10 protein-coding genes, 1 tRNA gene and 1 pseudogene are annotated in these 12302 nt (G+C 69.0%); 9 read left to right on the forward strand and 3 right to left on the reverse strand.

Annotation, left to right across the window (positions count from 1 at the left end; translation table 11 throughout):
- The first annotated feature begins 22 nt into the window (after nucleotides 1-22).
- The 3 genes from ACLJRM_RS36005 to ACLJRM_RS36015 all read left to right on the forward strand — a co-directional run bounded on the left by ACLJRM_RS36005 (nucleotide 23) and on the right by ACLJRM_RS36015 (nucleotide 4704).
- The gene (locus tag ACLJRM_RS36005) at nucleotides 23-1294 is read left to right on the forward strand and encodes a deoxyguanosinetriphosphate triphosphohydrolase (protein ID WP_410665614.1); all 1272 of its coding nucleotides are present in this window, start codon (nucleotides 23-25) and stop codon (nucleotides 1292-1294) included.
- Nucleotides 1295-1815: 521 nt separating this feature from the next.
- The gene (locus ACLJRM_RS36010; protein ID WP_101606102.1) at nucleotides 1816-2892 is read left to right on the forward strand and encodes a serpin family protein; all 1077 of its coding nucleotides are present in this window, start codon (nucleotides 1816-1818) and stop codon (nucleotides 2890-2892) included.
- Between the two features lie 9 nt (nucleotides 2893-2901).
- Nucleotides 2902-4704, forward strand: coding sequence for a glycosyl transferase (locus ACLJRM_RS36015; RefSeq protein ID WP_410665615.1), 1803 nt, complete (start codon nucleotides 2902-2904; stop codon nucleotides 4702-4704).
- Here the strand turns inward: ACLJRM_RS36015 and ACLJRM_RS36020 are convergent.
- Nucleotides 4694-5920: an aldehyde dehydrogenase family protein gene (locus ACLJRM_RS36020; RefSeq protein WP_410665616.1), complete on the reverse strand. Its 1227-nt coding sequence runs from the start codon at nucleotides 5918-5920 to the stop codon at nucleotides 4694-4696. The genes ACLJRM_RS36015 and ACLJRM_RS36020 overlap by 11 nt on opposite strands.
- Nucleotides 5921-6150: 230 nt before the next feature.
- Here ACLJRM_RS36020 and ACLJRM_RS36025 point away from each other — a divergent pair, with 230 nt between their 5' ends.
- The gene (locus tag ACLJRM_RS36025; protein ID WP_410665617.1) at nucleotides 6151-6717 is read left to right on the forward strand and encodes a carboxymuconolactone decarboxylase family protein; all 567 of its coding nucleotides are present in this window, start codon (nucleotides 6151-6153) and stop codon (nucleotides 6715-6717) included.
- Here ACLJRM_RS36025 and ACLJRM_RS36030 read toward each other — a convergent pair whose 3' ends face one another.
- Nucleotides 6718-7656 (reverse strand): sigma-70 family RNA polymerase sigma factor, encoded by a 939-nt coding sequence (locus tag ACLJRM_RS36030; RefSeq protein WP_410665618.1) that lies wholly within the window; start codon nucleotides 7654-7656, stop codon nucleotides 6718-6720. It lies immediately after the preceding gene.
- 117 nt (nucleotides 7657-7773) lie between these two features.
- On the opposite strand from ACLJRM_RS36030, the gene dnaG reads away from it, so the two are divergent.
- Genes dnaG through ACLJRM_RS36045 form a run of 3 tightly spaced genes read left to right on the forward strand, consistent with a single transcriptional unit; the run spans nucleotide 7774 to nucleotide 10985 of the window.
- Entirely contained in the window at nucleotides 7774-9672 is a 1899-nt protein-coding gene (gene dnaG, locus ACLJRM_RS36035; RefSeq protein WP_410665619.1) for a DNA primase, read from the forward strand.
- A 2-nt stretch (nucleotides 9673-9674) separates the two neighbouring features.
- On the forward strand, nucleotides 9675-10187 hold the full coding sequence (locus ACLJRM_RS36040) for a hypothetical protein (protein WP_101606108.1): 513 nt from the start codon (nucleotides 9675-9677) through the stop codon (nucleotides 10185-10187).
- 33 nt (nucleotides 10188-10220) lie between these two features.
- Nucleotides 10221-10985: a trans-aconitate 2-methyltransferase gene (locus ACLJRM_RS36045; protein ID WP_410665620.1), complete on the forward strand. Its 765-nt coding sequence runs from the start codon at nucleotides 10221-10223 to the stop codon at nucleotides 10983-10985.
- Between the two features lie 79 nt (nucleotides 10986-11064).
- Here ACLJRM_RS36045 and ACLJRM_RS36050 read toward each other — a convergent pair whose 3' ends face one another.
- Nucleotides 11065-11298 (reverse strand): hypothetical protein, encoded by a 234-nt coding sequence (locus ACLJRM_RS36050; RefSeq protein ID WP_233224131.1) that lies wholly within the window; start codon nucleotides 11296-11298, stop codon nucleotides 11065-11067.
- Nucleotides 11299-11410: 112 nt separating this feature from the next.
- Here ACLJRM_RS36050 and ACLJRM_RS36055 point away from each other — a divergent pair.
- Nucleotides 11411-11483 (forward strand) — tRNA-Asn (locus tag ACLJRM_RS36055).
- A 425-nt stretch (nucleotides 11484-11908) separates the two neighbouring features.
- Nucleotides 11909-12302 (forward strand): annotated as a pseudogene (locus ACLJRM_RS36060) (carbohydrate-binding protein); the annotation flags it as partial.

Below are 12302 nucleotides of genomic sequence, written 5' to 3' on the forward strand. Positions count from 1 at the left end.
TGATCACGCATAAGCTGGACGGGTGAGTGACACCTACACCGAGGCCGACAGGGCACGCCTGCTGCCCGAGCGGCCCAAGGGCGCGGCGCTGGAGGGCGCCGAAGACGGGCGGAGCGCCTTCGCCCGTGATCGCGCGCGGGTGCTGCACTCGGCGGCCCTGCGGCGGCTGGCAGGCAAGACCCAGGTGGTCGGCCCGGGTGAAGGTGCCGAGGTCAGCGGGGTACCGCGCACCCGGCTGACGCATTCGCTGGAGGTCGCGCAGATCGGCAGGGGGATCGCGGACGAGCTGGGCGCGGACCCGGATCTGGTGGACACCGCCGGGCTCGCGCACGACATCGGGCACCCGCCGTTCGGGCACAACGGCGAGCGCGCGCTGAACGAGGTCTCGCAGCCGTGCGGCGGCTTCGAAGGCAACGCGCAGACGTTGCGGATCCTGACCAGGCTGGAGCCCAAGGTCCTGCTCGAAGGCGGGGCCGTCGGCGGGCTGAACCTCACCCGCGCCTGCCTCGACGCGTCGACGAAGTACCCGTGGCAGCGTGAAGAGGGCAATCCGAAGTACGGCGTCTACGCCGATGACGCCGACGTCTTCGCATGGGTCCGCGAGAACGCGCCGGACCGCCGGACCTGTCTGGAAGCGCAGATCATGGACTGGTCCGACGACGTCGCGTACTCCGTGCACGACGTCGAGGACGGCGTGCTGGCGGGCCGGATTTCGTTGCGGGTACTGGCCGACGCCGAGGAACGCGCGGCGGTGGCCGAGGCGGCGCGCCGGTTCTCGCACCAGTCGCAGTCCACTTTGGAGGGTGCGGCGAAGGAACTGCTCGACCTGCCCGTGGTCGCGGCGCTCACCGAACCGGGCCTCGACGGATCACTGAAGGCACAGGTCGCGCTGAAGCGGCTGACGAGCGAACTGGTCGGCCGGTTCGCGACGGCGGTCGTCGGCGCGACGCGCAAGGTGCACGGCGAGGGGCCGCTGCGCCGCTATGCCGCGCAACTGGTCATCCCGGAGCAGGTCGCGGCCGAGGTCGCGTTGTTCAAGGCGCTCGCGCTGAGGTACGTGATGAGCGACAGGCGGCGCCTCGCGATGCAGGACGGCCAGCGCCAGACGCTCGCCGAACTGGTCGACGCGCTGTGCCGCCGCGCCCCGGACGCGCTGGACGGCCTGTTCCTGCCCGCGTGGGAGGCCGCCGCGGACGACGCGGCCCGCCTGCGCGTGGTCGTCGACCAGGTGGCCTCGCTCACGGACGCGCAGGCCTACGCGTGGCACGCCTGGCACACGGGGCGCCACGGTTGAGTCGTGGGTCTGGATGGTCGTGAGTGGGGTTTCGGGTTCTCTTGGGGGCGGATCTCGCGTGATCGGGTGACGTTCACGGAGTTCGCTGTCCGAGCACGCGAGATCCGTTCCCGATCACGCGAGTTACGCCTTCGCTCACCTTGGGTTCGGACACGACGTCACCTTTGCCCTACCCCTCACTATTGACGAGAAGGGCAAACGTGTCGTGTTCGTGGGCGGTCCGGTCACGACAGCCGGGTGATCGGTTGCCTGTGTGGTGGTCAGGGTGTCGCGAAAGCCACTTTCGGGACATCGGTGTGGTGGTGAGGTGTCGGTACAGAGGGAAGCCACGGGACAGGCGTTGAGAACGGCACTTTCGCAACCTTGACCGTTGCGAACGCGACTTTCGCGACGCGTCCACGGCCAAGACACGTTCGCCCTGCCCCTCACTAGCCCGAATCATCACTCACGACCACCCGAGCCACCTGAACGGAACTTTCGGACAGGAGACGGACAGGCCCGTGCACGGTACGGTCTGCGGCATGGGCGCTGTCGAAAGCCACCTCCGGTTTGGTCTGGACCTCTATCGGGTATTGGCGAGCCGCGCGGAGAACGCGTGCTTCTCGCCGTACTCGATCGCGAGCGCGCTCGGCCTGGTGACGCAGGCCGCCAAGGGGAAGACCAGAGAAGAACTGATCGCGCTGCTCGGCGACCCGGACGAGCTCGCCGACCTGCTGGGCAAGGCTTCGTCGCTGCTCGACGACGGCCCCGAACTCGCGGTCGCGAACACGCTCTGGGCCTGGGACGGGCTCCCGATCGAGGACTCTTTCCGTGCCGAACTGGCCGCCTGGCCGGGCGGCAAGGTGGCGAGCGCCCCGTTCGGCGACGATCCGGAAGCCGCGCGGCGGCTGATCAACGCCGACGTCGCCGAGGCCACCCGCGAGCTGATCCCCGAACTGCTGAAGCCGGGGACCGTCGCGCCGGACACCGTCGCCGCGATCGTCAACGCGCTGTATCTCAAAACCGCCTGGACCAATCCGTTCTCGCGTGACAACACCGCGCCCGCGGACTTCCACGCGCCGTCCGGTACCCGTACGGTGCCGACGATGTGGCTCGAAAAACAGCTCGACCACACCCACGAGGACGGCTGGCAGGTCGTCCGCCTCGGCGCCGAGGGCGGGGTGGAGGCGACCATCCTGCTGCCGGACGGCGATCTCGACGACGCCGAACTCGACGCGGGCAAGCTGGCGCGGCTGCTGGAGAACACGCGGTCCAAGACGCTCGCCCTGTCATTGCCGAAACTCGACCTCGACGTCGACAGCCCGCTGACGGCGAAACTGCAGGAACTCGGCGTCCGGACGATGTTCACCGCCCGCGCCGATCTCACCGGGCTCGCCGACGACGACCGGCTCGAAGTGTCGGAGGTCGTCCACCAGTCCGTGCTCCGCATCGACGAACAGGGCCTCGAAGGCGCCGCCGCGACGGCGGTGCTGATGCGGCTGACGTCGATCATGGTCGACGAACCTCTCGAGGTCGCCGTCGATCGTCCCTTCCTTCTGCTCGTGAGGCATGCCTCGACGGGTGTGATCTACTTTCTCGCCCGCGTAGTCGAGCCGTGAGGATGGTCAGTGAGCCTTTTCCAGGCTGAGGCGGCGGCCGTGGAGGCCGAAGAGACTCCCACGAGACCTCGCCGGTTCGCCGCCGTCGACGCCGCCATCATGGGCAGCTTCGTGCTGTTCGCTTTCCTGCTCTACAACGGGCTCTGGCTCGATCTCAAAGAGGGCTACCTCTGGAACAGCGCTTCGGACCAGAACCTGTGGGAGTGGTTCTTCTCCGTCACCGCGGACAACGTGCTGCACCTGAGGAATCCGCTCTCGTCGCACTTCCAGAACCATCCGCTCGGCGTGAACCTGATGGCCAACACGGCCATGCTCGGCATCGGCATCCCGCTTTCGCCGATCACGCTCACCTTCGGGCCGACGGTCACCTGGGCGATCGCGCTCACCGGCGGTCTCGCCGGCACGGCGGCGGCCTGGTACTGGGTCTTCTCACGGCATCTGGTCAACCACCGGGTCGGCGCGGCCATCGGCGGCGCCTTCGTCGGATTCGCCCCGCCGATGATCTCGCACGGCAACGCGCACCCGAACTTCGTCGCGTGGTTCGTCCTGCCGTTCATCGCGCTGCTGGTCTTCAAGATCGCGCGCGGTGAACGCCCGGTCCGCAACGGGATCTTCCTCGGCCTCCTGGCGGCGTATCAGATCTTCCTCGGCGAAGAGCCGCTGCTGATCTTCGCGATGGCGTTCGCGATCTTCGCCATCGCCTACTTCGCGACGAACTACCGCGAGTTCCCGCCGATGGCGAAACCGCTCGGGAAGGGCGTCGGCATCGGGGTCCTCGTGGCGCTGGTGCTGTGCGCGTTCCCGTTGTGGTGGCAGTTCTTCGGCCCGCAGAGCTACCAGGCGATCGAGCACGGCGCCGTCGGCAACGACACGGCCGCGTTCACCCGGTTCGCGACGCAGTCGGTCGCCGGGCAGCCGCAGGCCGCGGCGGACGTGTCGATGAACCGGACCGAGGAGAACGCCTTCTTCGGCTGGCCGCTGATCGTGCTGATGGTGGTCATCACCGTCTGGCTGTGGCGTGAGGTGTTCGCGCGGGCGCTGGCGATCTCGATGTTCGTGATGGCCTGGCTCTCGCTCGGCGTGCAACTCGTCGTGGTGCACGAAGAAACCGGCATCCCGGGGCCGTGGAAACTCCTGTCGGAACTGCCGCTGTTCGAATCGCTGCTGGAATCCCGGCTCGCGATGGGCTGCATCCCGCTCATCGGCGCACTGCTGGCCTTGGCGACCGAGCGCGTCTACACGGTCGCGTCGAAGCTGCCCGAAGTGCCGGGGGAGCGGCGATTCCCGTTGCGGCTGGTGTGGATCGGCGTCGTGATCGCGGTCCTGCTGCCGATCGCGCCGACGCAACTGATCGTGAAGGACCGCCCGCCGACACCGAGGTTCCTCGCCGACGGCACCTGGCGGACCTACGTGGCACCCGGCGGGACCGTGGTGCCCGTGCCGTTGCCGAGTTCCGGCGAATCCGAGCCGCTGCACTGGCAGATCGACGCGGGCCTCGGTTATTCGATGCCCGAGGGCTATTTCGTCGGTCCGAGCGGCCCGGACGACAAACGCGGCCGCTACGGCGCCATCCAGCGGCCGACATCGATCATCTTCGACCAGATCAAGCAGACCGGCGTGCCCGCGACGATCACCGAATCGCAACGGGTGCAGGCACTGGAAGACCTGCGGTACTGGAACGCCGATGTGCTCGTGCTGATCCCGCGCGAACACCAGGACGCGCTCCGGGCCACGGTGGACCTGCTGCTGCGGAAGCCCGCCGAGTTCGTCGACGGCGTCTGGGTCTGGGACGTCCGGACGATCACTCCCTGACGCTCTCGCGATCGGTCACGTGCTCGTTGACCCACGCCGTCCCGCAGTCGAGCCGCGCCGCGATTCCGGCGGCGCGCTCCTCGTCCGGGCCCCACACCGACCCGGACAAGCCCGACGGCGTGGCGTTGGCCAGCCCGACGGCTTCGTCCACTGTGGAGCATCGCACGATCGGCAGCACCGGGCCCGACTGATCCTCGCGCACCACCCGCATCCCGTCGTGCGCCCCGGCGAGGATCGCCGGGGCGAAGAAGTACCCGGGCCCGTCGAGCCGCCCGCCGGTGACGAGCCGTGCCCCGTCCGCCCGCGCTTCCTCGGTGAGTTCGATGACGTGGTCGTACCGCGGGCGGTTGTTCACCGGGCCGAGCTGCGTTCCGGGCGTCCGGCCGTCGCCGACGACGACCGTTTCCGCGAAGGCCGACAGTGCCTCGACGACGCCGTCGTACGCGGACCCGACGGCGTAGACCCGTTTGACCGCCACGCGGATCTGCCCGCAGTTGGCGAACGCGCTCCAGAACAGCCGTTTCGCGATGACGGCGGGGTCGGTGCCGGGGAGGACGATCGCGGGATCGTTGCCGCCCAGTTCCAGCGCCAGCCGTTTCGAACCGGGCGCGGTCGCGGCGGCGACGTGCTTCCCCGTGGGGACGGAGCCGGTGAAGTCGACCTTCCGGATCCCGGGGTGGGCGACCAGGCGCTCGCCCAGCGGATCCTGCCCGGTGAGCACGGTCAGGACGTCCGGCGGCAGCACCTCCGCCAGCATCCGGCCGAGGTGCAGGGTGGTGAGCGGGGTCCGCGGCGACGGTTTGAGCACCACCGTGTTCCCCGCGGCGAACGCGGGCGCCAGCTTCGCGGCGGCCAGTTGCACGGGGAAGTTCCACGGCGTGATCGCGGCGACCGGGCCATCACCGACGATCTGCGGTTCGAGTCTCAGCCGGGCGAAGTACCGGAAGCGTGCCGCCGCCCTGGCGAACTCGGCTTTGGCTTCCCGAAGCGGTTTTCCCTGCTCCTCGGTCAGCACGGGCGCCAGCACCGCCGCGGCCTCCTCGACGACGACGGCGCACGAAGCCAGCGCCGCGTGCCGGTCGGTGGCGCGCCAGGCGGGCCAGGCACGGGACGCGGCCCGTACCGCTTTGTCGACATCGACGGGCCCGGCGTCCGGGACGGTCGTGATCCGCTGTCCGGTCGCGGGATCTTCGACGGCGAGCATCGGACGGTCCATGTGTTTCCTCCGGTGGGATGGTGCGGAGGGGTCGCCGAAGAGCCCGATGTGTCGGCATCGGTTGTATCGAAGGAATTGCCGAGAGTAAGCGTACCTTTGTTGATCGAATGGGGGTTCCGGCGAAAAGGCTAAATCGCGGCCCCTTCCGGGCGCGTGGCGCGCGTCACTGTCACGTCCTCGCGGACCGTCTCGTCCACCTTCCGACCGCAAATCGCACCGAGGAGGACACCATGCCGCGCATTCCCGCCGTCAAGACCACCGAAGCCGGCTTCATGCTGAAGCTGTTCTACAAGTTCGCCGGGAAGCGCTTCGGTGCCGTGCCCGAGCCGCTGGCGGTCTCGGCGCACCACCCGGCACTGCTTCGCGCGAGCGGGCTGCACGAAATGCTGGTCGAGAAGGCCAGCAAGGCCCTGCCGCCGAACGTGCGCGAGCTGGCCGTGTACCGGGTCGCGACGCAGCTCGGCTGCGCGTGGTGCATCGATTTCGGGACCATGCTGCAGATGCACGAGGGGCTCGACATCGAACGGCTGAAGAAGATCGACGACTACGCGAAGTCGCCCGCCTTCACCGAGCAGGAACGGCTCGCGCTCGCCTATGCCGACGCGATGACCGCGAGCCCGGTGACCGTCACCGACGAGCAGGTCGCCGGGCTGGAACGCGAGTTCGGCCGCAAGGGCGTCATCGAGCTGACCTACCAGATCGGGCTCGAGAACATGCGTGCCCGGATGAACAGCGCGCTCGACATCACCGCGCAGGGGTTCACCTCGGGCGACGCCTGCCGGATCCCGCTTCCCTGATCAGCTGCCGGCGCGGGACCGCGCGGTGGTGAGCTTGTCCGGGTTCGCCATGTCGTAGATCGCGACGATCTTCCCGTCGTGGACGACGAACGCGTTGACGTGCTCGTCCAGCGCCCGGTACCCCGCCGAAGCGGCCTGCGGCGGGATGTAGAGCCCGAGGTCGCCGTTGACCAGCGTGAGCCTCGCCTGCTCGATCCCGGCCGGGTCGTACATCCGCATGAGTCCCTGGAAGAGCCGGGTGACCTTGTCGAACCCGGTGACCGTGTGCACCGCCGTGCGCGCCTTGCCGCCGCCGTCGCCGACCAGGACGACGTCCGGGTGCAGGACCTCGGCCACCGCCTGGATGTCGCCGGTGAGCATCGCGGTCATGAACCGCTCGATGATCCGCTGCTGCTCGGCCAGCACCGTCCGGGGCGGCGGATCGGCGTCGGCGAGCGCCCGGCGGCCGCGGGAACCGTGCTGGCGCGCGGCTTCCGCGGTGCAGCCCAGGATTTCGGCGATCTCGCCGAACGGCACCGAAAACGCGTCGTGCAGGACGAACGCGACGCGCTGCTCCGGGGTCAGCCGGTCGAGGACCACCATCGCCGCCATCCGCATGCCGTCGTCGCGGACGGCGATGGCCAGCGGGTCCTCCGACGGCGGCGTGCCCAGCGGGCCGAGGACCGGCTCGGGCAGCCATTCGCCCACGTACCGCTCGCGGCGGACCACCGCCGACCGCAGCCGGTCCAGGCAGATCCGGCTGACGACGGTGGTCAGCCAGCCCTTGTGGTCCTCGATGGCCGAACGGCGTTGCTCGTCGAGGCCGCTCAGCCGCAGCCAGGACTCTTGGACGGCGTCCTCGGCGTCGGTCAGCGCGCCGGTGAGCCGGTAGGCGACCGACACCAGGTGGGGACGCAGGGTGGCGAACTTCCCGGCGAGTTCGTCCAGTGCGGTGCTCATAACCCGAGTGTGCCGCACGGCGGTCCGAGGGAAGGGCAAGTGAGGGGAAGGTCAAAGGTGTTCCGGTCGCGGTGGCCCATCGACCGGCCTTGCCCGGACACGGCCTAGAGTGGAGGCGTGGCAGGACGGATTCGGGATAGCGACATCGCGGAGGTGCGCGAGCGCAACCGGATCGACGAGGTCATCGGCGACTATGTGGCGCTGCGCAGCGCCGGTGGCGGCAGCCTGAAGGGCCTCTGCCCGTTCCACAACGAGAAGACCCCGTCGTTCAACGTGCGCCCCACCCACGGCACCTTCCACTGCTTCGGCTGTGGCGAGGGCGGCGACGTGATCAAGTTCATCCAGAAGATGGACCTGATCTCCTTCGTGGAAGCCGTCGAGCGGCTCGCGGATCGCGCGGGGTTCCGGCTGACCTACGAAGGCGGCGGCGGAAGCGTCCAGCGCGATCGCGGCACCCGCGCCCGGCTGATCGAAGCGCACCGTGCCGCCCAGGAGTTCTACGCCGAGCAGCTGCTCACCCCGGACGCGCGCACGGCGCGGGACTTCCTGTCCGAACGGGGTTTCGACGCGGCCGCCGCGCAGACGTTCGGCTGCGGGTACGCGCCCGCCGGCTGGGACAAGCTCACCAAGCACCTGCTCAACCGCGGGTTCGAGGTCAAGGAACTGCTCACGGCCGGACTGGCCAAGGAAGGGCAGCGCGGGCCGATGGACCGGTTCAACCGGCGGCTGCTCTGGCCCATCCGCGACGTCGGCAACGAGGTGGTCGGGTTCGGCGCGCGGCGCCTGTACGACGACGACCGGGTCTCGGCGAAGTACCTGAACACCGCGGAATCGCCGATCTACAAGAAGTCGCAGGTCATGTTCGGCCTCGACCTGGCCAAACGCGAGATCGCGAAGCGGCACCAGGTCGTCGTGGTCGAGGGCTACACCGACGTGATGGCGATGCACGCCGCCGGGGTTCCGACGGCCGTCGCGTCGTCGGGAACGGCGTTCGGCGAGGACCACATGAAGGTGCTTCGCCGGCTGATGATGGACGACGACGCCTTCCGCGGCGAAGTGATCTTCACCTTCGACGGTGACGAAGCGGGCCAGAAGGCGGCGCTGAAGGCTTTCGAGGGCGATCAGACCTTCGCCGGGCAGACCTACATCGCGGTCGCCCCCGACGGCATGGACCCCTGCGAGCTGCGGCTCGCCAAGGGTGACACCGCGGTGCGCGATCTGGTCGCGCGGCGGATCCCGCTGTTCGAGTTCGCGATCAAGAGCATGCTCAAGGCCTTCGACCTCGACTCCGTCGACGGTCAGGTCGCGGCGCTGCAGAAGACCGTCCCGATGGTCGCGGGCATCAAGGACCGCGCCAGCCGCGACGGCTACGCGTCGAAACTCGCCTGGTGGGTCGGCTGGCAGGACGCGGCGCAGGTGGTGAACCGGGTCCGCGGCAGCGCGGGTGCCTCGGCGAAACGCTCCACCACGGTCGACACCCGCCGGAACGCCCCGGCGGCCACCGCCGCCGCGGAGGAGGACCTGCCGAGGCCCGCTCCCGGCGATCCGCGGTTCATCGCGCAGCGTGAAGCGCTCAAGGCGGCCCTGCAGCAGCCGATGCTCGCCGGGGCGGAGTACGACTCGCTCCCCGAGGAAGCGTTCACCCATCCGGTTTACGTCGCCGTCCACAAGGCGCTGCTGGCCGCCGGGGGTGCGGGTTCCGGGCTGACCGGGCCCGCCCTGCTCGACGCGGCCGCCCCGCATTGTCCACAGGGGACGGTGCGGCGGGTGCTCAGCGAGCTTTCGGTGGAACCGTTGCGCGCCAAGGGCGAGGTCGACTCGCGCTACATCTCCGCGCAGTTCGCGGCGGTGCAGGAAAGCCTGATCGGCCGTCAGATCAACGAGATCAAGTCGAAACTCCAGCGGCTTTCCCCGGTCGAGGCGCCGGACGACTACCGCGCGTTGTTCGGCGACCTCGTCGCGCTGGAGCAGTACCGGAAGGCGCTGAAGGAACAGGCCATCGGCGGATTGGACTGAGCATGGGCTGGCTGCGTCACCTGCTGGGTGACCGTGTCCCCGCGGACTTCGACGGTTCGCTGGACGACGGCGAGCACGTCGTCGGGAGCGCGGCGGTCGAGGGCGGCGGGTACCTGCTCGTCACGGCGCTCGGCCTGTGGGTCCCCGGCCCGCGCCGGGTCGGCTGGCATCTGGTCGGCAAGGCGGCGTGGTCCGACGGCGCGCTCACCCTCACCGAATCCGAGGAGACCGGGACAGCGGGGAAGGCCGTACTGCTGGCCGACAAGGCCCCTGTGCGGTTCAAGCTCGACCGGCCGGGCAAGGTCCCGATCCTGATCCGGCAGCGTGTCGACGGCTCGATCCGGGGGCGGCACCGCAAGGACCTCGGGACCGGGGGAGCGTGGTTCGTCGAGCGCAAGGTCCCCGGTCAGGACGGCACGGTGCTGCAGGTGCGGCCCGATCCGGGCACCGACGTCGACGTGATCACGGCGATCGCCGAGGAAGCGGCGGAGAAACTGGCCAAGCCCCGCGGCTAGCAGTACGCTCGTACTGTATCGCTGGGAGGCGCCATGTGGGATCCGGTCAAGTACCTCGACTACGCCGACCTGCGGGCCAGGCCGTTCCACGACCTCATCGCGCGGATACCGGCCGAGAAGCCCCGCCGGGTCGCCGACCTCGGCTGCGGCCCCGGGAATCTGACCGCCGGCCTGGCGGAACGCTGGCCGGACGCGATCATCGAGGCGAGCGACAGTTCCCCCGAAATGGTCGAGGCCGCGCGCTCGCGAGGTGTCGACGCGAGGGTGTTGGACGTCAACGACTGGGTGCCCGAGCCGGACACCGACGTGGTCATCTCGAACGCGGTGCTCCAGTGGGTCCCTGAGCACCGTGTCCTGCTCCGGCGCTGGGTGGACCGCCTGCCGTCCGGGGCGACACTCGCGTTCCAGGTCCCCGGCAACTTCGACGCCCCCTCGCACGCCCTGGTCCGCGCCCTCGCGCGTACCGAGGAGTGGGCTCCGCGCCTCGCCGACGTCGTCCTGAGGGAGAACGAGGCCGTCGACAGCCCGCTCGGCTACGGGAACCTGCTCGCCGACGCGGGGTGCGCCGTCGACGCCTGGGAGACGACGTATCTGCAGCGTCTGACCGGCGAGGACGCCGTGCTCGAATGGATCACGGGCACCTCGCTGCGGCCGGTCAAGGAGGCCCTCCCCGGGGACGACTGGGACCACTACCGCGCGCAGATCGCCCGCAAGCTGGACGAGGCCTACCCACCGCGCCCCGACGGGACCACCTGGTTCGAGTTCCGGCGGGTCTTCGTGGTCGCCGTCGTGGGCTGAAGGGGACTTTCCCCTCGTCAGACGTGGTGAAGGGGCCCTTCGCCGCGTCACATGCGGCGAAGGGCCCCTTCGGTCCGATTTAGCGCTGCGAAGACCGCCCGAACGTCTCACCGACCTTGGCGCGAGCGACCCCGGCGGCGCCCTGCACCATGGGGTGGTCAGCGATCTTGCGGTAGGTCCGCACGATCTGCTCGTACCGTCCCCGGCCGGCCTTCGCGCCCAACACGTAGCCCGCGGCCGCACCCAGCAGGAACATCTTCATCCGAGTCCACGCCTCCCGTTCGATCTTGCTCCGGCTGTCATTGTCCCTCAAAACGCGAGCTTGACGAGTCGCCGCCGAAAGTGGGGGTGGGTGTGCGGCGCCCGGAGGGCATGGGCTAAAGTTCTCTCATCGGTCGGAGCGATCCGGCCGGTGCGGAGCACAATCCCCTGTAGCTCAACTGGCAGAGCATTCGGCTGTTAACCGGAGGGTTCTTGGTTCGAGTCCAAGCGGGGGAGCACAAGCCCAGGCCAGGTAGCCTGGGCTTCTTCGTGTCCGGGGTGCGTGAGGCGCGGCTCGAAGCAGTGTTCCGAGCGCGTCGAGCCGACGCCGGGTCAGTCCCGGGGGGCTTGGGGCGGCCAGGCCGGTCGCGGGACACGCTGCCGACCCCGGCCTGGACCCGGTCAGCATAGTGGCGAGACAGCTGACCCAATAGAGTAGTTAGTCCCCACGAAGCGCCCGAAAGGGCGCGGTTCGCCGATTGCTTCTTCAAATCTAAACATTTCCCCCGGCGATGTTCGCGCTCTTGTCATGAATTCATTATTGGCATGCGATAAGCGGCCTGCATCTTTTCGAGTGAACAGGTCACGGTGCGGGTAGCGACCAATTCACGGTCGGCGACCATGGGAGGGGTAATACCGGCTCCAATGAGGGGTAGGTCGCGATGACTTGGCTTGGGTGGGAAAGCCTCGGTGGAACTCTGACAAGCGATCCGGCGGTGGCGTCCTGGGCGTCCGGGCGACTCGACGTGTTCGCGCGTGGTACGGATAACGCGTTGTGGCATAAGTGGTATCAGAACGGCTGGTCGGGTTGGGAGAGCCTGGGTGGTTTGCTGACGAGTGGGCCGGCGGTGGCGGCGTGGTCGGCGGGTCGGTTGGATGTTTTCGTCCGTGGTACGGATAACGCGTTGTGGCATAAGTGGTATCAAAATGGCTGGTCGGGTTGGGAGAGCCTGGGTGGTTTGCTGACGAGTGGGCCGGCGGTGGCGGCGTGGTCGGCGGGTCGGTTGGATGTTTTCGTCCGTGGTACGGATAACGCGTTGTGGCATAAGTGGTATC

The sequence above is a fragment of the Amycolatopsis sp. lyj-84 genome (genome assembly GCF_046549075.1).
Lineage (GTDB): Bacteria > Actinomycetota > Actinomycetes > Mycobacteriales > Pseudonocardiaceae > Amycolatopsis.

Coding starts and splice junctions, on each gene's coding strand:
- ACLJRM_RS36010 (WP_101606102.1), top strand. CDS start 1,816: ATGGGCGCTGTCGAAAGCCACCTCCGGTTTGGTCTGGACCTCTATCGG.
- ACLJRM_RS36020 (WP_410665616.1), bottom strand. CDS start 5,920: ATGGACCGTCCGATGCTCGCCGTCGAAGATCCCGCGACCGGACAGCGG.
- ACLJRM_RS36025 (WP_410665617.1), top strand. CDS start 6,151: ATGCCGCGCATTCCCGCCGTCAAGACCACCGAAGCCGGCTTCATGCTG.
- ACLJRM_RS36030 (WP_410665618.1), bottom strand. CDS start 7,656: ATGAGCACCGCACTGGACGAACTCGCCGGGAAGTTCGCCACCCTGCGT.
- ACLJRM_RS36040 (WP_101606108.1), top strand. CDS start 9,675: ATGGGCTGGCTGCGTCACCTGCTGGGTGACCGTGTCCCCGCGGACTTC.
- ACLJRM_RS36045 (WP_410665620.1), top strand. CDS start 10,221: ATGTGGGATCCGGTCAAGTACCTCGACTACGCCGACCTGCGGGCCAGG.